The sequence below is a fragment of the Desulfobacter sp. genome (genome assembly GCA_028768525.1).
Classification (GTDB): domain Bacteria; phylum Desulfobacterota; class Desulfobacteria; order Desulfobacterales; family Desulfobacteraceae; genus Desulfobacter.
The window spans coordinates 1,895,686-1,913,198 of the sequence record CP054837.1 but is presented as its reverse complement, the minus strand read 5'-3'; the positions used below and the strand labels follow the sequence as shown (position 1 = coordinate 1,913,198).

Annotated in this window: 22 protein-coding genes; 21 read left to right on the top strand and 1 reads right to left on the bottom strand. The window is 54.5% G+C overall.

The annotated features are described in order from the left end of the window. The first annotated feature begins 77 nt into the window (after nt 1-77). The 17 genes from HUN04_08815 to HUN04_08735 are packed head-to-tail and all read left to right on the top strand — an operon-like array spanning nt 78 to nt 14,392. Nucleotides 78-659, top strand: coding sequence for a flagellar basal body-associated FliL family protein (locus HUN04_08815; protein WDP89805.1), 582 nt, complete (start codon nt 78-80; stop codon nt 657-659). A 7-nt stretch (nt 660-666) separates the two neighbouring features. Further along, on the top strand, nt 667-1,662 hold the full coding sequence (gene fliM / locus HUN04_08810; protein ID WDP89804.1) for a flagellar motor switch protein FliM: 996 nt from the start codon (nt 667-669) through the stop codon (nt 1,660-1,662). Between the two features lie 2 nt (nt 1,663-1,664). Beyond that, nucleotides 1,665-2,006, top strand: a complete 342-nt coding sequence (gene fliN, locus HUN04_08805) for a flagellar motor switch protein FliN (protein WDP89803.1) — start codon at nt 1,665-1,667, stop codon at nt 2,004-2,006. After that, complete coding sequence (gene fliO / locus HUN04_08800; GenBank protein ID WDP89802.1) at nt 2,003-2,377, top strand: flagellar biosynthetic protein FliO; 375 nt, start codon at nt 2,003-2,005, stop codon at nt 2,375-2,377. The genes fliN and fliO overlap by 4 nt, the downstream gene beginning before the upstream one ends. A gap of 52 nt (nt 2,378-2,429) precedes the next feature. Further along, nucleotides 2,430-3,158: a flagellar type III secretion system pore protein FliP gene (fliP, locus tag HUN04_08795; protein ID WDP93220.1), complete on the top strand. Its 729-nt coding sequence runs from the start codon at nt 2,430-2,432 to the stop codon at nt 3,156-3,158. A 2-nt stretch (nt 3,159-3,160) separates the two neighbouring features. Beyond that, on the top strand, nt 3,161-3,430 hold the full coding sequence (gene fliQ / locus HUN04_08790) for a flagellar biosynthesis protein FliQ (GenBank protein ID WDP89801.1): 270 nt from the start codon (nt 3,161-3,163) through the stop codon (nt 3,428-3,430). Nucleotides 3,431-3,438: 8 nt separating this feature from the next. After that, nucleotides 3,439-4,227, top strand: coding sequence for a flagellar biosynthetic protein FliR (gene fliR / locus HUN04_08785; protein WDP89800.1), 789 nt, complete (start codon nt 3,439-3,441; stop codon nt 4,225-4,227). Nucleotides 4,228-4,230: 3 nt separating this feature from the next. Continuing rightward, the gene (gene flhB, locus HUN04_08780) at nt 4,231-5,301 is read left to right on the top strand and encodes a flagellar biosynthesis protein FlhB (GenBank protein ID WDP89799.1); all 1,071 of its coding nucleotides are present in this window, start codon (nt 4,231-4,233) and stop codon (nt 5,299-5,301) included. 49 nt (nt 5,302-5,350) lie between these two features. Next, the gene (flhA, locus tag HUN04_08775) at nt 5,351-7,453 is read left to right on the top strand and encodes a flagellar biosynthesis protein FlhA (GenBank protein WDP89798.1); all 2,103 of its coding nucleotides are present in this window, start codon (nt 5,351-5,353) and stop codon (nt 7,451-7,453) included. Then, nucleotides 7,446-8,585 (top strand): protein FlhF, encoded by a 1,140-nt coding sequence (locus HUN04_08770; GenBank protein WDP89797.1) that lies wholly within the window; start codon nt 7,446-7,448, stop codon nt 8,583-8,585. Before flhA ends, HUN04_08770 begins: the two co-directional genes overlap by 8 nt. Continuing rightward, nucleotides 8,586-9,491, top strand: a complete 906-nt coding sequence (locus HUN04_08765) for a MinD/ParA family protein (GenBank protein WDP89796.1) — start codon at nt 8,586-8,588, stop codon at nt 9,489-9,491. A 20-nt stretch (nt 9,492-9,511) separates the two neighbouring features. After that, on the top strand, nt 9,512-10,258 hold the full coding sequence (locus tag HUN04_08760; GenBank protein WDP89795.1) for a FliA/WhiG family RNA polymerase sigma factor: 747 nt from the start codon (nt 9,512-9,514) through the stop codon (nt 10,256-10,258). Between the two features lie 9 nt (nt 10,259-10,267). After that, a complete protein-coding gene (locus HUN04_08755; GenBank protein ID WDP89794.1) occupies nt 10,268-12,112 on the top strand; it encodes a hypothetical protein in 1,845 nt (614 codons plus the stop codon). A 22-nt stretch (nt 12,113-12,134) separates the two neighbouring features. After that, on the top strand, nt 12,135-12,440 hold the full coding sequence (locus HUN04_08750; GenBank protein ID WDP89793.1) for a hypothetical protein: 306 nt from the start codon (nt 12,135-12,137) through the stop codon (nt 12,438-12,440). Continuing rightward, nucleotides 12,437-13,039 carry a hypothetical protein gene (locus HUN04_08745; protein ID WDP89792.1) on the top strand — a complete coding sequence of 201 codons (603 nt, stop codon included), beginning with the start codon at nt 12,437-12,439 and terminating at the stop codon, nt 13,037-13,039. Before HUN04_08750 ends, HUN04_08745 begins: the two co-directional genes overlap by 4 nt. Beyond that, a complete protein-coding gene (locus tag HUN04_08740) occupies nt 13,012-14,115 on the top strand; it encodes a hypothetical protein (protein ID WDP89791.1) in 1,104 nt (367 codons plus the stop codon). Before HUN04_08745 ends, HUN04_08740 begins: the two co-directional genes overlap by 28 nt. 1 nt (nt 14,116) lies before the next feature. Next, nucleotides 14,117-14,392, top strand: coding sequence for an EscU/YscU/HrcU family type III secretion system export apparatus switch protein (locus HUN04_08735; GenBank protein ID WDP89790.1), 276 nt, complete (start codon nt 14,117-14,119; stop codon nt 14,390-14,392). 26 nt (nt 14,393-14,418) lie between these two features. Here HUN04_08735 and HUN04_08730 read toward each other — a convergent pair whose 3' ends face one another. Beyond that, the gene (locus HUN04_08730; protein ID WDP89789.1) at nt 14,419-14,607 is read right to left on the bottom strand and encodes a hypothetical protein; all 189 of its coding nucleotides are present in this window, start codon (nt 14,605-14,607) and stop codon (nt 14,419-14,421) included. Between the two features lie 183 nt (nt 14,608-14,790). Between HUN04_08730 and HUN04_08725 the strand changes: the two genes are divergently transcribed. Genes HUN04_08725 through flgA form a run of 4 tightly spaced genes read left to right on the top strand, consistent with a single transcriptional unit; the run spans nt 14,791 to nt 17,468 of the window. Further along, nucleotides 14,791-14,952 carry a hypothetical protein gene (locus tag HUN04_08725; GenBank protein WDP89788.1) on the top strand — a complete coding sequence of 54 codons (162 nt, stop codon included), beginning with the start codon at nt 14,791-14,793 and terminating at the stop codon, nt 14,950-14,952. Between the two features lie 32 nt (nt 14,953-14,984). Further along, the gene (locus HUN04_08720; GenBank protein ID WDP89787.1) at nt 14,985-15,680 is read left to right on the top strand and encodes a flagellar hook-basal body protein; all 696 of its coding nucleotides are present in this window, start codon (nt 14,985-14,987) and stop codon (nt 15,678-15,680) included. A 27-nt stretch (nt 15,681-15,707) separates the two neighbouring features. After that, nucleotides 15,708-16,490 (top strand): flagellar basal-body rod protein FlgG, encoded by a 783-nt coding sequence (gene flgG / locus HUN04_08715; protein WDP89786.1) that lies wholly within the window; start codon nt 15,708-15,710, stop codon nt 16,488-16,490. 6 nt (nt 16,491-16,496) lie between these two features. Continuing rightward, a complete protein-coding gene (flgA, locus tag HUN04_08710) occupies nt 16,497-17,468 on the top strand; it encodes a flagellar basal body P-ring formation protein FlgA (GenBank protein WDP89785.1) in 972 nt (323 codons plus the stop codon). Nucleotides 17,469-17,513 lie beyond the last annotated feature (45 nt).

The following is a 17,513-nucleotide window of genomic DNA, read 5'->3' as shown; positions in this document are numbered from 1 at the left end:
TCTTCTATCCATATCAAATACCGTGGCACAGGGTTTGCTGTATCAGTTAAAAACAACAAAGAATCACCGGAGGTATTGTGACTGAAGATCTGCTGGAAGAAATAGACCGGGAAACTGGCGGCCCGGGGCAGGATGCGGCCGATTCAGACAAGCCGGCCGGGAAATTTGCCTTTTTAAGAAAACTGCTCTTTTTCAAAGGGCTGACCGGGAAAAAAAAGCTGATCGCCATCATTGCTGCGGCTGTATTCGTTCTGGTGCTGGCCGTGGCAGGGGCATGGTTCTTCTTTTTTTCCGGAGAAGAGGAAAAGGCCGCGCCTCCTGTCCAGGAAGTTGAAAAGAAAGAGGAAATCGTTTTTGAGGATATCGTGGTCATGGAACCCTTTGAGCGCATCCCGATGAAAACAGGGTCTGCCATGAATTTTATATCTTTGGACCTTTCTCTGGAATTGTCGGACCACAGGTACCGCAGGCAGGTGTATACGGTACAGGACCGGCTCCGAAGGATTGTGGAGGTCCAGGTCAAGAACGCCTCCTGGCTTGAGTTGAGAACCCCCGAGGGAAAAATTAAGCTTAAATATGAGATGCTCAGGCAGATGAACAAAATTTTCCCCAAGGTAACCATACGGAATATCTATTTTACCAATTTTTTAATGCAGTGATGGTGTCATGAGTGAAATTCTATCCCAGGACGAGGTTGACAGTTTATTAGACGGTCTGGATTCAGGCGAGGTAGAGACCGAAACCGATGTGGCGTCGTCTCCTGAGCCCGTCGAAGGGGTTGTTGCCTATGATTTCACCAGCCAGGATAAGGTGGTCCGGGCACGGATGCCCACCTTTGACGTTATTAACGAGCGGCTGTCCAGGGAAGTGCGGGCCACCCTCTCCTCCCTGCTCCAAACCAATGTGGATGTCAGTGCCAATCCCTTTGATACCCTGAAATTTTCCGAATTTGTGCGCAGTCTTCCGGTTCCCACCAGTCTCCACGTCTTCAGGATGGAGCCCCTGCGGGGGCACGGGTTGGTGGTTCTGGAAAGCCAGCTGGTCTACAATCTCATCGATACCTTTTTCGGCGGTGAAGCTTTAGGCAAAGCGCGGGTGGAAGGCCGGGAGTTCACCACCATAGAAGAGGTGATGATTAAAAAGGCCGTTGTGGCAACGCTTAAAAATATTGAGGCGTCATGGGCCCCCATTGAGCCGGTGAAGGCATCCTTGATCCGCTCTGAGATGAATCCACAGTTCACAGCCATCGTGCTGCCCACGGACCTGGTGATTGTTACCCGGTTTGAGATCGAACTGGAACAGGCCGCCGGCAACCTGGTGGTCTGCTACCCCTATTCCATGATTGAACCCATGCGGCACAAATTGTCTTCCGGTGTCCAGGCGGAGACCGAGGAAATTGATTCCAAATGGCGGCAGATGATCGAAGAAGTGATCCTCAATTCCGAGGTGGATTTGAGGATTCAGCTGGGCAAAACGGAAATCACAGGGGAACGGCTGCTGTACATGCAGCCCGGCGACGTGATCCAGCTGGATAATGACGCCTCCGAACCCCTCTCCTGTTTTGTGGACGGGCTGGAAAAACTCACCGGTTTCATCGGGGTGCAAAGAGGGTTCCAGGCCTTTAAGATAAGAGATAAAATCATAACGGATTGTGAGAGTTAACCATGGTTGATGAAAACGGCATTCCCGGCGGAGACCCGGGAGAAGATCTGGAAAGAACGGAAGAGCAGGGGGCCAGGGAACTGGATTTTATCCTGGATATCCCCCTGGAATTGTCCGTGGAACTGGGCAAGACGAAAATGCTGGTCAATGACCTGCTTCAGCTGGGCCAGGGTTCCATTATTGAGTTGAACAAGCTGGCCGGCGAACCCCTGGAGGTGTATATCAACCGCAAGCTTATTGCCCGGGGGGAAGTGGTTGTGGTGAATGAAAAATTCGGGGTGAGGCTCACCGACGTGATCACCCCCATCGACCGGGTCAAATCCCTGGCGGCAGAGGAAGAATGAGCACGGATGCGGACATGTGGCTGGCCTTTGCCCGGACCCTGGGCATGCTTTTTGTGGTGCTGGCCATCTTCCTGGTGGCCTTTTACCTTTTCCGGCGCTTTTCCGGCACTGCAGGTGTCAGAGGCGGCGAGGAACTGATCCGGGTGCTGGCCGTGCGCCACCTGGCCCCTAAGGAAAAGCTGGTGCTGGTGGCGGTGAAGGATAAGGCGGTTCTGGTGGGTGTGACCCCTTCGGGGATGTCGCAACTGGCCTGCATGGACCATGATCCGACCACCGAGCCTGAAAATCAGCAGCCGGCCAAAGGCTTTTCAAAAGCACTGGGCCGGGCCATGGCCCGTCGGAGCGGAACCGGGGAGAGACCCAATGGCTGAAAAGAAGATATGCCGGTCACGGGTCCGTTTCGGGCTGGCCTTTGCCGTGGTAATGATCGTCCTGGCCCTGGGGGCTGAAGCGGCCCAGGCCGCCGTCAATTTCCCCATTCCCTCCCTGGAACTGAATGTCACCCAGGCGGCGGAGCCCGAAGAGGTGGCGGTGGTGCTTGAAATAATAGCGCTTCTGACGATTCTGGCCCTGGCCCCGGCCATCCTCATCCTCATGACCCCCTTTACCCGGCTCATTGTCACCTTTCATTTTCTGCGCCAGGCCATCGGCACCCAGTCCAGCCCCCCCAACCAGGTGCTTGTGGGGCTGGCCCTGTTCATGACCTTTTTTATTTACCGTCCCGTGGGACTGGAAATTTACAATACGGCCCTCAATCCTTACCTGGAGCGGGAAATCTCCTATGAGACCGCCTTTGAGATGGCCCAGAAACCCATCCGTAAATTCCTTCTCATCAACACCAGGGAGTCGGACATCGCCCTTTTTGTCAAGGAGGGGGCCATGGAAAAGCCCGAGACCCGGGATGATGTCTCCCTGCTGGCCCTGATTCCGGCCTATGTGATTTCGGAGTTGAAAACCGCATTTATTGTGGGCTTTATCCTTTACATCCCCTTCCTTGTCATCGACATGGTGGTGGCCTCGGTGCTGCTGGCCATGGGCATGATGATGCTGCCGCCGGTAATGATTTCCCTGCCCTTTAAACTCATGCTCTTTGTGCTGGTGGACGGGTGGCATATGATCTGCGGTTCCATGTTAAAAAGTTTCGGAGTGTGACCATGACCCCTGAATTCGTAATCGAGTTTGCCAAAACCGCCATCATGATGACCATCTACCTGTCCATGCCCATGCTGGGACTGGGGCTCATTGCCGGGCTGGCCATCAGCATCTTCCAGGCCGTGACCCAGATCCAGGAGATGACCCTGACCTTTGTGCCCAAGATCATCGCCGTATTTTTGGGGCTGCTCTTTGCCGCCCCCTGGATGCTGGAGGAGATTACCTCCTTTACGGCCAATATTCTGGCCAATATTCCCATGTACATCCGTTAGGAGCCTTTGTGGAACTGCTGGATATCCTTCAACCGGACCGGTTCAGGCTATTTATGCTGGTCCTGATACGGGTATCCGTCTTTCTGTTCACCTTTCCCATATTTTCCTCCAACGTTTTTCCTGCCACCCTGAAATTGGGGTTTGCCCTGGTACTTACCCTGCTGCTCTATACGGTGGTGCCTGTTGATCTGGCCCGGTTTCCAGAGGATGTGATCTCCACGGGACTGCTCATTGCCGCCGAGGTGATGATGGGGATGGTGCTGGGCCTGAGCTTGAGGATTTTTTTCGGGGCCGTGCAGCTGGCCGGCCAGGTATTGGGATTCCAGATCGGATTTGCCATGATCAATGTCATTGATCCCCAGACCGGGTCCAATGTGTCCATCATGGACCAGATCGGATATCTCTCCTGTGTGACCATATTCATGATCCTGGACGGCCACCACATTGTCATCATGTCCCTGGCGGACAGTTTTGATCTGGTGCCCATGGGGTTTTTCGTCATGCCCGGGGCCCTCATGGAAAAAATCCTGGAAATCAGCGCCGGTATTTTTGTCTTTGCCCTGAAAATCGGTGCCCCGGTGCTGGCCGCCCTGACCTTTGTCAATGTGGGGTTCGGCCTGATTTCCAAGTTTTCACCCCAGATGAATGTCATGATTGTGGCCTTTCCCGTGAAAATTGCGGTGGGCCTTTTCCTGTTCGGCCTGACCATTGAGATCATTGCCATGGTTACGAGAAATTATATTGAGCCCTTCAGGAAACTGATGCTGTATTTACTCTTTTATATTGGCGGAGGATAAGCCATGGCCGAAGATCCTGAAGGCGGCGGCGAGAAGACCGAGGACGCATCGTCGAGGAAGCTCAGCAAGGCCAGGGAAGAGGGGCAGGTTGCCAAAAGTATGGAAATCCCCTCTGTCTTTGTCCTGCTGGGCGGCATACTGGTGCTGTACTGGACCGCCTTTTTCATGTACGGGGAATTTACCGAGGTGTTCCTGTATAATTTCCAATTTGAGCGGGTGCCCGAATTCAATCCCCTGGATATGATCCATATACTGGGATACCATTTTAAAAAGATTTTCCTGCTCTGTTTTCCCGTATTTGCAGTGGTGTATGTGGTGGCCCTGCTCACCAACACGGCCCAGGTGGGGTTCGAAATTTCCTGGAAGGCCATTGAGCCCAAGCTTTCCAAGCTCAATCCCATCACCGGATTTAAAAACAAGTTTTCCTCCCGTTCCGTGATGGAATTGGTGAAGTCCCTGCTTAAGCTGGCAATCGTCTCCATCGTTGTGTACTGGGCCGTACGGGGAAAAATGTCGGAAATTTTAAGGCTCTATGACAATGACGTTGCCCAGATCCTGCTTTTTCTTTCCATGGAATCCTTCTGGGTCTTTGTGAAGGTCTGCCTGGTGATGATCGTTGTGGCCCTCCTGGATTTTGCCTTCCAGAAATGGAAGTTTCTGGAAGACCAGAAGATGACCAAAAAGGAGGTGAAGGATGAACTCAAGCAGACCGAAGGCGATCCACAGATCAAATCCAGGATCCGCCAGCTCCAGATGGAAGCGGCCAGAAAAAGAATGATGGCCGAAGTGCCCGGGGCCGATGTGGTGGTCACCAACCCAACACGGCTGGCCGTGGCCCTGAAATACGATAATATGACCATGGAGGCCCCGGTGGTGGTGGCCAAGGGTGCCGGCCCCGTGGCCGCGAAAATCAGGGAGATAGCCCGGGAACATGATGTGCCCCTGGTGGAAGATAAGCCCTTGGCCCGGAATTTGTATAGATTAGTGGATATCGGCGGAGAAGTCCCCATGGAACATTACCAGGCGGTGGCGGAACTGCTGGCATACGTGTACAGAATGAAAAAGAACAGGTAAACAAATGGCGTCGGATTTTTGACGGCGCCGCCAAAATAACGGGGTTTAAATGGCAGGAGAGGCTGCCGGTATCCTTACCGGCCTGAAAAAAGAAGCATCGGATATTATGATGATCGTTGCCTTTATCGGCATCCTCATGGCAATGATCCTTCCCCTGCACCCCATGATCCTGGATTTTTTCCTTGCCTTAAATATTTCCCTGGGGATCGTGGTGCTTATCACCACCATGTATACGAGAAAACCCCTTGAATTCGCTATTTTCCCCTCCCTGCTTCTGGTGCTCACCCTTTTCAGGCTGTCGCTTAACGTGGCATCCACCCGGCTGATCCTGCTCCACGGCAGTGAGGGCCCCATGGCCGCCGGGGCCATCATCATGTCCTTCGGCAACTTCGTTGTGGGGGGCAATTATGTGGTGGGCCTGGTTATTTTTGTTATTCTGGTCCTCATCAATTTTATGGTCATCACCAAGGGTGCCGGCCGTATCGCAGAGGTGGCGGCCCGGTTTACCCTGGACGCCATGCCCGGCAAGCAGATGGCCATTGACGCCGACCTCAACGCCGGGATGATCGATGAGCAGGAGGCCGGGGAACGGCGGGCCGCCATTGCCCGGGAATCGGAATTCCACGGGGCCATGGACGGCGCCTCCAAGTTTGTCCGGGGGGATGCCGTGGCCGGCATTGTCATCACCCTGATCAATATTGTTGGCGGATTTGTCATCGGCGTGGTCCAGCAGGGCATGCCCATGGGCGAAGCCCTGACCAATTATACCCTGCTCACCGTGGGGGACGGGCTGGTTTCCCAGATTCCGGCCCTGCTGATTTCGGCGGCCGCAGGCCTCCTGGTCTCCCGGTCAGGCGCCGAGACCAAAATGGGCAAGGAATTTGCCAAACAGCTGCTTTCCAGTTCCACTCCGGTGCTGGTGGGGTCCGTGATCATATTCTGCATGGGCCTGGTGCCGGGGCTGCCCTCCATCCCCTTCATGACCCTGGGGCTGACCATGGGCACCCTTGCCTGGTATTTTCTCAGGGATCAGGAACGTGAGGAAGAGACTGCCCTGGCCGAGGCAGAAGCCGCTGCCGCCCAGGAAGAGGCCCCGGGCCAGCCCGAAGATGTGGAGCACCTCCTTACCCTGGACACCATCGAGCTGGAAGTGGGCTACGGGCTGATTCCCCTGGTGGACAAACAGCAGGACGGCACCCTGCTGGGACGGATCAAGGCCATCCGCCGGCAGTTCGCAACGGAGATGGGCATCATCATCCCTCCCATCCACATCCGGGATAATTTGAATTTGAACCCGGCCCAGTACCGGCTGATGATCAAGGGGGTGGAAACCGCAGGGTGCGAGCTCATGGTCAACCATTTTCTGGCCATGGATCCGGGCGGGGTAGCCCAGCCCATTGAAGGCATTGAAACCGTTGAACCGGCATTTAACCTGCCGGCCCTGTGGATTCCCGAAGAGCGGGAAGAAGAGGCCAAATTTGCCGGATATACCGTGGTGGACAATTCCACGGTCATTGCCACCCACCTCACCGAGATCGTCCGTAACAACGCCTATGAGCTGCTTGGCCGCCAGGATGTCCAGCACCTGCTGGACAATCTGGCCAAAACCAGTCCCAAGGCCGTGGAAGAGCTGGTGCCCGGCCTCCTGCCCGTGGGCATCGTCCAGAAGGTACTCCAGAACCTGCTCAGGGAACGGATTTCCATCCGGGATCTGCTGACCATTGTGGAAACCCTGGCCGACTTCGCACCGGCGGGCAAGGATCCGGACCTGCTCACCGAATATGTGCGCCAGCGGATTGCTAGGGCCATGCTGGCGCCTTACCTCCAGCCGGGCAAGGTGCTCCAGGTCATCACCCTGGATGCCCAGGTGGAGGAGATGCTGTCCAAAAATATCAAGCGGACCGAGCACGGTGCTTTCCTGGCCCTGGACCCCGTGCTCATCGGGGAAATCATCGGGGCCGTATCCCGGCAGGTGGAACAGCTGGTGGCCATGAATATCCAGCCCGTTCTGATGACGGTGCCCACCCTGCGCCGCCATGTGCGCAAACTGATCGAATCTTCCCTGTCCACGGTTTTTGTGGTATCCCATGCGGAAATTGTGGATGATATTAATTTACAGGCGGTTGGAAAGGTAAGTTTGAAAGATGAATAAGAAGATTTTCCGGGCGGCGAATATCCAGGATGCCCTGGCCTGCATTAAAGACGAAATGGGCCCTGAGGCCATGATCCTTTCCACCCGGAAGCTGCCCCGGTCCCCCAGGGATCCCTACGGCAAGGAGATGTTTGAGGTGGAAGCCGGCATCAAGGACGAGGGCCGGGTACCGGAGGAAACGGTAAAACAGGCGGTGCCTGCCGGGGCATCCACGGACCTGGATGCCCTGCGTTCGGATTTAGCCGAAATTAAGGATATGGTCGCTCTGGCAGGCATGGGCACCGGTGTTGACGCCGTTCTGGGCAACCACTTTGAATCCGTGGGGATCCTGGCGTCGATGATCCGGGCCGGGGTCAGTGACGGCCTTGCCGCCGCCCTGATTCGGGAGGCCGTGGAAAAAACAGAAACAGCGGCTCCCTGGCCCGACCCGGCACAGCAGGTAAAGGCGATTAAAAAAAAGGTGATGCAGCTCTGCCTGGAACGGCTGAAATGCGAGGACTTTTTCAGCCGTTCCAATAACGGCATCGGCGGCCATCCCCATGTGGCTGCCTTTGTGGGGCCCACCGGCGTGGGCAAAACCACCACCATCGCCAAACTGGCCGCCCTGCTCACATTCCACCGGAAGATGAAGGTGGGGCTGGTTTCCATTGACAACTACAGGATCGGTGCCTTTGAGCAGCTTAAAGCCTATGCCGGGATCATGGGGCTGCCCTGCGTGCCCGCCTTCAGCGGGAAAGACCTTTCCTCTGCCCTGGACCGGATGGGGGGCATGGACATGGTGCTTGTGGATACGGCGGGCCACAGCCATTACGACAAGGAAAAGCTGGACGAGATACTGGGGCTGATCTCCAAGGCCTCCAGGATCTCCATTCATTTAACCTTGAGTGTTACGGCTGAATTGATTAATATGAAAGAGGCGGCATCGGCATTTTCCGTATTTAATCCAGATACCTATGTGTTTACGAAAATTGATGAAACCAGACGGTGCGGCAAAATTCTTGACCAGGTCGGCAACTTCAACATGCCTGTGTCCCTGGTGACGAACGGGCAGAAGGTTCCCGAAGATTTGATTGTCCCGGATAAACCGGCATTGCTTAAAATTATTCTGGGGACCGGCCCAAAAGGAGATTAGGTGGATCAGGCAAAAGGACTTCGACAGATGGCGAAAACAACGGCCATGGAAAAACTGGATTCGGTAAGAATGAAAACGGGTGGCGGCAATTCAACAGCCTACCCCAAGGTGATTGCCGTTACCAGCGGCAAGGGCGGGGTGGGCAAAACCAATATCGTGGGCAATATGGCCGTTGCCATGTCCCGCATGGGAAAGCGGGTGGTCATCATTGATGCCGATGTGGGGCTGGCCAATATCGATATTGTCTTCAACCTGCGGCCCAAATACAATATCCGTCATGTGGTCAGCGGGGAAAAGAGCCTGGACGAGGTGATGCTAAAAACCGAGCACGGCATCAGTATTCTGCCCGGAGGCTCCGGGTTTGCCGATCTCACCAGTCTCAAAGAAGGGGAAAAACTGACCCTGCTATCGGAGTTCGAGACCCTTGCAGACCGGGCCGATGTCATTTTCCTGGACACCGGGGCCGGTATATCCTCCAATGTATTGTATTTTAATGCCGCATCTGACGAGTGTGTGGTGGTGGCCACCACCGAGCCCACCTCCATCACCGATGCCTATGCATTGATGAAGGTCATGTCCCAGGAATACGGGACCCGGTATTTTAAGCTGGTGGTGAATATGGTGGACAAGGAGGCGGATGCCAAGCGGGTCTACGGCTCATTGAGCAATGCTCTGGGCAAGTTCCTCAAGAGTGTGGTGCTTGAATACCTTGGGTGTATCCCCTTTGACCGGGAATTGCAGAATGCGGTGCGGCGCAGAAGTATATTGCTGGATGTTGCCTCCGGTGCGCCTGCCGGAAAGTCCATGGCGTCCATTGCCCGGAAACTGGCCGAGGGACGCGGGCGGAACCATGCCGGGGGAAATATGACCTTTTTCATGAACCGGGTTTTTGAGGCGGCGCAATAAAGAGATACCACAGGAAACGGATGATAAAAAAACAGACAAAAGAGGAAAAGGAAAGACTGGACTGGCGCCAGGAAACCATTGTGGAATACGCCTATCTGGTGAGGCATATTGCCTCCAGGTTTGCGGCCCGTCTGCCGTCCAGTGTACTCTTTGATGAGTTGATGTCCGCAGGTTCCCTAGGGCTTATTGATGCTGTAGACAAATTTGACCCCTCCAAACATGTCAGCCTGAAGACCTATGCCCAGTACCGTATCAAAGGGGCCATACTGGACGAATTGAGAAGTATGGACACCTATTCACGGTCCATGCGGAAAAAAATCCAGGATATCAACGATGCCGTCAGGAAGGTGGAGGAAGAAAAGGGCAGCGCCGCAGATGACACTGAAATCTGCAAGGCCCTGGGTGTGGACCTGGAAACCTACCAGAAAATGCTCACGGACATCCATGGCGCGGCCGTGCTCAGCCTTGACGAGTTCATTAAAACCAAAAAGAATGATACCCACTCCCAGACCCGGTTCCAGGCCGGTATAAAGGGAGAGGACAACCCGGCCGATCATTTTGACAGGGCGGAAATGAGGCATGTGCTGGCCCAGACCATTAAAACCCTGAGTGAAAAAGAGCAGATCGTCGTTTCTCTCTACTATTACGATGAATTGACCCTGAAGGAGATCGGGGAAGTGCTTTCCCTGACAGAGTCACGCATCTGCCAGATTCACACGGCGGTTTTGATTAAATTAAAGGCCAAACTCGAGGATTACGGACAATAGGGGGCGATCATGGCGGATCCAGGTATAGAGGAAGAAAGCTTAATTTCCCAGGATGACATTGACAAGCTGCTGGATGCATCCTCCATTGAAGAGGCGGAAGAACGCATCAGCGATGCGGACGGGGATGCCGAGATCGATGATCTGGGTGAATTATCCCAGGACGATATCGACAGCCTGCTCAACGGCGGTGCCCTGAACGGTGACGGGGTTGACGACGACGCCGGAGAACTCTCCCAGGATGACATTGACAGCCTTTTGGGTGGCGGTGCAGATGATGATGAGCCGGAGGAAGATGAGCCGGAGGCAGATGAGGGCGGAGAACTCTCCCAGGATGATATCGATAATCTGCTCTCGGGCGGTGATGCGCCTGAAGAAGATGCGCCTGAAGAAGATGATGGGGATGAAGATTTGGAACTCATTTCCCAGGATGATATCGACCGGCTCATGAACCCCCCCGATGATGGCGATGAGGCGGAGACTGAGGGTGAAGACGACGCTGCCGCTGCCTCCGCTGCTGCCGCTGCCTCCGCTGCTGAGGATGACGATGATGAACTGATCTCCATGGATGATGTCCTGGAGGCCATGGGAAACGGGGCGGATGATGAACCGACCCGGGGCGAGCAGGCGGCTGAAACGGGTGAGGATGAATCCGGAAGCAGCGGTGCTGGGGACGATGCCCCTCCCGATGCCTCCCTGGACGATCCTCTGGACATTCCCATTGATGATGCCGACGCAATGGCTGTTGCCGACTGCCTGATTACCCAGGAGACCATGGATGAGTTGATCCGGAATGCCGGGATCACCGATGCAGAAGAGGCACCCGGCCCGGAGGATGACGCCGTAACAGGGATGGACGTATCGGACATGGGCGGAGATCCTTCCGATATGGATGCGTTGCTAACGGAAGATGAAGACGATGAATCAGACGAGGACCTGGACACCATGTCCGGGTCAGATGAGGGGGATGTTGTCGATCTGGGCCTGAATGAGGACGATGAGGTGGATGACGTCACCCAGGAGGACATTGATGCCCTGCTCCAGGACTCCGATGATGAAGATTTTCTGGACGATGACGATATCCTGATTTCCCAGGATGACATTGACACCCTGCTCATGGCTGCAGACCAGGAGGATGAAGATGTGCTGGGGGATTCCCTTATGGATGACCTTGAGGGGGACCTTGAAGATGAGTTCGATACCGATGCGTTCATGGATGAGGAAGAAGACCTTGGGGACGAAGACGACGGTGCCGACCAGGTGCTTCTTGAAGAGGGGGAGGATGCCGGCGAAGAGGCAGAGGAATCCGCGGCTGAAAAGCGCGGAGCGTTTGCACGGCTTTTTAAATCCAAATTGGTTCTGGCCGCAGTTTCTGCGGCATTGGTCCTGGGCATATCCGTTCCAACGGTTTATTTCATGTTTTTTTCGGAAAAACCGGCCCCCCTGCCGGAGAGGGCGACCGTTCCCACGGCTGAATATCTCCCCGAACTGGATCCGAGCCCGGCTGTGGAGGTGGTCATTGACGAGGCACCGGCACTGCCGCCAGTAAAACAATCCGGTAACATCGTGCTCACGGATTTCATTGTTCTGACATCGGACAGAACCGACAAGATGACCTATGTTTATGCGGATATCTCTATTGATTATTCAGATCAAAGGGCATATCATGAAATAAACAACAACCTTTCCTTTTACCGGGACCTGATATATGAATCAATCCAGTCCAACATGGCCTCGGAAAAAGGAGATGAGGTGACGGAAGCCGATCTGTTATGGGGAATTGAGACCTCATTGAAAAAAGTGTTGCCGCCCCATTACATCGGAAAGATCAGCTTCAAAAATTTACGAACAAGCTGATGGATTTTAAAAAGGGGGGATCATGACCACAGTACCGGGACATAATCAACTCCTTCAGCAATCGGTTATGACCCAGGAACTGGGTCAGCAGAGTCATTCGGCAAAACCGAGTCCGGGCCAGGCCGCAGCCGTTCAGCAGGCCCAGGAGGTGGTCCAGAATACCACCGTTCAGGTCAGCGAGGAATCGGAACGGCTAAAAGAGCAGAAAGAAAAAAGAAAAGAGCGGCTGCGGGCCATGAAAGCCCGTAAACACCGCAAACAGGAGCGGGAGGAAGAACTGGCAATGGATCCTGAAGCCAAAGGTCGGTTGCTGGATACACGGGCATGATGAAATTATTCTCACTGGAGTTTCTTGTTGCGGTTCTTTTTATCATTGATCTCTTTTTCTTTTTTCTGATTTTTCTTGTTGTCCGGCGGGTCAACCGGCTTATTTCTGCAGCCCGGAGCCGGGAGAGTGAACCTGGGTCAGAGGGAAGCGGGACCTTTGCCGATGCCGCCCAGGTAGCTGCAGCAGGCGCTGCGGAAACGGCGGCCGGTGATGTAAAGGCCCGCCTAATTCCCCTCATTGAGGCCTCGGGCGATGCAGCAGAAGAATTCGACCGCCTGATCCGGGAGAAAAAAAAGATCTCACGACAACTTAACGATGCCCTGGACGATAAAATCATCAGTATCAACCTGCTGTTGTCCCGGGCTTCCGCCCTGGAGAAAAAGCTGGAAACCTCCCGGCAGTCCCTGCCTGCTTCCGGCGGTTTTATTCCGCCCGAAAGGGGGAATACGGTGCTGGACCAGCAAAGCCGGATTATTGAAATGTATTATAGAAATGTGGATATCGATACCATTGCAGAACAGCTTTCCATCCCCAAGGGAGAGGTCCAACTTGTCATTGACCTGAAGGAAAAATGTACTGCAATGGAGAAGGCCAGATGATTTTCGGCATCCGCATCGCTCCCGTAGAATTTTCCCTTCTTAAATCTGAAAAAGCCTTGATATCCCTTCCCGGGGTCAAACATGGACAGGTCATCAAGGCCGATGTCATGGAACTGCTGCCCCAGGGGCGGGTCAAACTGATGATTGCCGGCCGGATGGTGACGGCAAAAACCGATCTGCCCGTGGCGCCTGGATCAGATCTTTTTTTGGAGGTCTCCCGTGAAAAAGAGACGATTTCCTTAAAACCGGTGACGGCCAGGCCGGCAGAACCCTTAACTTCTGCATCCCGGGGGGGGACGCCCCGAAGCGCCCTGTCTGCAGCCCAGTTGTTTTCCAGAATCAATGACAGGTTTCCGGAGATCGGCCGGACAAAAGAACCGGCGGTAAAACAGATCCTTCATAGCCTCGCATTGAAATCCGGGGAGAGGGATGAGGGGTTTCTGCCCCGGCTTCTGGAAAATATGGGGCTGGCCCTGGAAAAAAAAATATCTAAGCTTGCCGCCTCTCCGGATAAACAGGCGGTCAAAATCGGGATGGATAATCTGGTTAAAGAGGATTTAAAGGCGGCTGTGCTTCATTTCCATTCCGGGGAAGAAGATGGCGCCGGAAAACAGGTGAAGGAGAAGGCCGCACCCTTTGACCATCTCCAGCAGTTCAACCTCCGGACCGGAGAAACCGGCAGATACCTTCTTCCCTTCCCCGTACCGGCCGGTGAGTTTTTTGATTTCGGCCAGTTGTTCATCAATACCGGGGAGGGTGGGAAAAAGGATACGGCAGGTGATAATAAAACCGTTAAGATCGCATTTCTGATGAATTTAACTGCCCTGGGCCGCCTCAGGGCGGATTTTTCCATATTGAAAAAGGAAATTGCCGGCAGGTTCATCCTGGAAGATGAGGCTACCTGCGGGTATATCAGTCGCTTGATACCTGAATTAAAGTCGCGGCTCTCATCCATCGGCTACCGGGCCGGCAGGGTGGAGTGCCGGGTGGCTGATCCCCGTGAACTGGCCCCCGATGCCCTGGTCCGGTCCGTCACCCTTCGGGATAACGGAGACGGGCTGAATCTGGTGGTGTGATATGGCCGGAAAAAAGAAAGAGATCAAAACGGCAGTTGCCTTAAGGTATGACAGGCTGAGGGACGAGGCACCCACGGTAACGGCCAAGGGCCGGGGGCAGGTGGCTGAAAAGATTATTGAACTGGCAAGGGAACACGGGGTGCCGGTTAAAGATGATCCCGATCTGGTGGAGGTGCTTGCCTCGCTGGACCTTGACCAGGAAATCCCGCCGGAAATATACGTGGCCGTGGCTGAATTGCTGGCCTTTGTATATTCGGCCAATTCAGGCCGGTCTTGAAAATACTTTTAGATGGCCGGGCAGCATCAGTCCCGGTCATCGCCTTCGTTTTTTTCTTCTGCTGTATGGGTTAGCTTCTTGCTGTCAACCAGACGGTTGCATTCGAGGCAGACCATTTTGAATTCTTCTACTTTGCCCCTGAATAATTTGCTGTTGCAAAAGGGACAATAATAGTCTTTCAGCTGGCCTGTTTGGGACTGGTCATTGGTGGTCATTTTATTTCAACTCCGTAAATCCGACAAAGAGAGTATTTTTACCGTGAAACGCGCGGGAATGCAAGGATAATGTGCAGCGCCCGATGTGAACCGTCCCGCAGAAGGGCAGGCGCGCCCGGGAACCGGGGATTTCTTTAAAGGGCGGCATTTTTTTCTGGCGGTGTCAAATTCTCCGGGGGAGGGATGACGGATTTTTGGCAATATTTTTATCCGGAGTCAGGAAATGATGAAAAAAAAGATGGCGGGTTTGCCTGCCGTTACGGGTTCTTGGCCCATGTGAGGGGCTTTGCTTTCTGGCGTATTGGGGGGCGTGGCATTTGTTTTGCTTTAGATATGGGACAGTGAAAAGGACCCAATGAAACCGCGAGGCAGATCTTATGATTTTGGAAATGACACGGCCGGTGCAGGGGGGGCTGCGGCAGGAGAGAAAACTGGAAGCCGTATCCAACAACCTGGCCAATGCCGACACCACGGGCTACAAAAAGGATGTGGTCAGTTTTGACAGGCTTTTCAAAGCCCGGCTCAACAAGGATTATTCCCAGGGGGATGTGGTGCAGACAGGCAATCCCTTTGATGTGTCCCTGAGCCGGTCCGGCTTCTTTAAGATCGAGACGGAGAACGGCATCCAATACACCCGGAACGGGAATTTTACCCTGAACAGCGAGGGGGTGCTGGTGGATATGTCCGGCAATCCCGTCCTCGGACAGGGGGGCGCCATTATACTGGACCTCCAGAATACCCAGGATCCCGGCGCCGAAATAAATGAACTCGGCGAGATCCGGGTGGGCGGAGATGTCGTGGATACCCTTGATGTGGTGGATTTTCAGGATCCGGACAAGCTTGAAAAATCGGGAGAGAACCTGCTGAGCTATACGGGGGAACCCGCCGATGAAATCCCGGTGAACAATCCCGGAATCAAGCATATGGCATTGGAGAATTCCAATGTCCAGGTGGTGGATGAAATGGTTAAGATGATTGATTACCACCGGATGTTCGAAACATTTACAAAATCAATGCTGACCTTTGACGAAGTCGACAATAAGGCCATTTCCGAAGTAGGGCGGCCCAGGTAAGCTAAAACAAGTTTCAGGAGAGAATAGATGATCCGATCCCTTTATTCCGCAGCAACCGGTATGGGGGCCCAGCAGATGAAAACCGATGTGGTGGCCAACAACCTGGCCAATGCCAGCACCACTGGGTTTAAAAAATCCCGGGCCAATTTCGAGGACCTCATGTACCGCACCCAGCTCATCGCCGGCCAGACCACCCCGGGGGGCGGCCAGGTGCCAACGGGCATCCAGGTGGGCATGGGGGTCAAGGCTGCCGGGATTCAAAAAGTATTTACCCAGGGGGATTATGTGGAGACCGGAAACGAGTTGGACTTTGCCATCCAGGGCAAGGGGTTCTTCAGGGTAACCCACGGGGCTGAAGACCTTTATACCCGGGCCGGTAATTTTACCCTGGACAGCGAGGGGTTCATTACCACACCCGGCGGAGACCGGCTTCAGCCGGAAATTTCCGTTCCCCCGGAAGCCATTACCATCAGCCTTCAGGAAGACGGTACCCTGACCATTTTCGGCGAGCAGGATACCATCCTGGCCAGTGAAAATGTACTGGTGAGCACCTTTATCAACCCGGCCGGGCTCTATGCCGTGGGGCAGAATCTTTTTCGTCCGACCGAAGCTTCCGGAGACGCCCAGGAGGGCACGCCCGGGGAAGACGGGGCCGGTACCACCCTCAATAACTGGGTTGAGATGTCCAATGTCTCGGTGGTGGAGGAAATGGTAAATATGATTGTAGGCCAGCGGGCCTATGAAGCCAATTCAAAATCCATCCAGACGGCGGATTCCATGCTCAGCACCGCCAACGGGCTGAAACGGTAATATGAGATGACGCATCGGGACCACATAACCGCCGTCATATTTCTGGCGGTTGCCGTTTTTTTTTCAAACGTGGGAACCGCGTTGCCAAAGGCGGCCCCCCAGGGAATTTTTTTCCATGAATACAATACGGTGGACGGGGAGGATATCCGGTTAGCGGATATCGCCGAGATCAAGGCGCCGGCTTTTATAGCGGAAATGATAGCATCCCTGTCCCTGGGCCGGGCACCGAAACCGGGCCGTATGGTTGCCCTGGAAAGATCCCGCCTGCTTTCCCGCCTTCGGAATAAGGTCCCCGGCGATCTTTCCCTCAACTGCCCGGACCGTATCTATGTGAAGCGAAGTGCCCAGGAACTGGATGAGGACAGGGTTGCCGAAAAGGTGGGGGAGTTACTGGCGGTATATTTCAACGGCAGGGCCTTTAAAATAAAACAGCTGAGGCTGCCGGGCACCGGCCGCTATCCCAGTGGAGATGTTCAATTGACCGTTACGGCACCGGTGGAAGTGGATGCAAAGGGAGGCTTCCGGCTGGCAATGGATGTGGGGGTGGACGGAAATAGAGTGGATAATATCCGAATTCGGGGACATGTTTCGCTATTTGAACCCGTTGCCTGTGCGGCCCGGGATATCAGACGCGGAGAAGCGGTTTCCCAGGCAGATGTCATCCTTGTTGAAAGGGATATATTCACCCTCAGGGGAGCGGTGGTCAGGGATGCGGCCCAGCTGAACGGCAAAATGCTCCGGTCGGCAGTCAGGAAAAATACCCCTATCCAGACCCGGTTGCTGGAAAAACGGCCGGTGATCAAAAAGGGGGAGGTGGTGGCCCTGACCGCCCGGGCAGACCACCTGAAAATCGTCACCTCGGGCATAGCCCGGGAGGATGGATTCCGCAACGAGCCCATCCGGGTGGAAAACCTGGGGTCCGGCAAGGTGGTCCGGGGGATCGTCCGGGAAGGAACCACCGTGGAAGTGATTTATTAATGATAAGGAGAGGGCCGTGGAAAAAAGATTAAAAAGGACGGGTCT

Excerpts from the sequence above, each read along its gene's own strand:
- fliM (WDP89804.1), top strand. The coding sequence starts at position 667 with ATGAGTGAAATTCTATCCCAGGACGAGGTTGACAGTTTATTAGACGGT.
- fliN (WDP89803.1), top strand. The coding sequence starts at position 1,665 with ATGGTTGATGAAAACGGCATTCCCGGCGGAGACCCGGGAGAAGATCTG.
- fliO (WDP89802.1), top strand. The coding sequence starts at position 2,003 with ATGAGCACGGATGCGGACATGTGGCTGGCCTTTGCCCGGACCCTGGGC.
- fliP (WDP93220.1), top strand. The coding sequence starts at position 2,430 with ATGATCGTCCTGGCCCTGGGGGCTGAAGCGGCCCAGGCCGCCGTCAAT.
- fliQ (WDP89801.1), top strand. The coding sequence starts at position 3,161 with ATGACCCCTGAATTCGTAATCGAGTTTGCCAAAACCGCCATCATGATG.
- flhB (WDP89799.1), top strand. The coding sequence starts at position 4,231 with ATGGCCGAAGATCCTGAAGGCGGCGGCGAGAAGACCGAGGACGCATCG.
- flhA (WDP89798.1), top strand. The coding sequence starts at position 5,351 with ATGGCAGGAGAGGCTGCCGGTATCCTTACCGGCCTGAAAAAAGAAGCA.
- HUN04_08770 (WDP89797.1), top strand. The coding sequence starts at position 7,446 with ATGAATAAGAAGATTTTCCGGGCGGCGAATATCCAGGATGCCCTGGCC.
- HUN04_08760 (WDP89795.1), top strand. The coding sequence starts at position 9,512 with ATGATAAAAAAACAGACAAAAGAGGAAAAGGAAAGACTGGACTGGCGC.
- HUN04_08755 (WDP89794.1), top strand. The coding sequence starts at position 10,268 with ATGGCGGATCCAGGTATAGAGGAAGAAAGCTTAATTTCCCAGGATGAC.
- HUN04_08750 (WDP89793.1), top strand. The coding sequence starts at position 12,135 with ATGACCACAGTACCGGGACATAATCAACTCCTTCAGCAATCGGTTATG.
- HUN04_08745 (WDP89792.1), top strand. The coding sequence starts at position 12,437 with ATGATGAAATTATTCTCACTGGAGTTTCTTGTTGCGGTTCTTTTTATC.
- HUN04_08740 (WDP89791.1), top strand. The coding sequence starts at position 13,012 with ATGTACTGCAATGGAGAAGGCCAGATGATTTTCGGCATCCGCATCGCT.
- HUN04_08735 (WDP89790.1), top strand. The coding sequence starts at position 14,117 with ATGGCCGGAAAAAAGAAAGAGATCAAAACGGCAGTTGCCTTAAGGTAT.
- HUN04_08730 (WDP89789.1), bottom strand. The coding sequence starts at position 14,607 with ATGACCACCAATGACCAGTCCCAAACAGGCCAGCTGAAAGACTATTAT.
- HUN04_08725 (WDP89788.1), top strand. The coding sequence starts at position 14,791 with ATGACGGATTTTTGGCAATATTTTTATCCGGAGTCAGGAAATGATGAA.
- HUN04_08720 (WDP89787.1), top strand. The coding sequence starts at position 14,985 with ATGATTTTGGAAATGACACGGCCGGTGCAGGGGGGGCTGCGGCAGGAG.
- flgG (WDP89786.1), top strand. The coding sequence starts at position 15,708 with ATGATCCGATCCCTTTATTCCGCAGCAACCGGTATGGGGGCCCAGCAG.
- flgA (WDP89785.1), top strand. The coding sequence starts at position 16,497 with ATGACGCATCGGGACCACATAACCGCCGTCATATTTCTGGCGGTTGCC.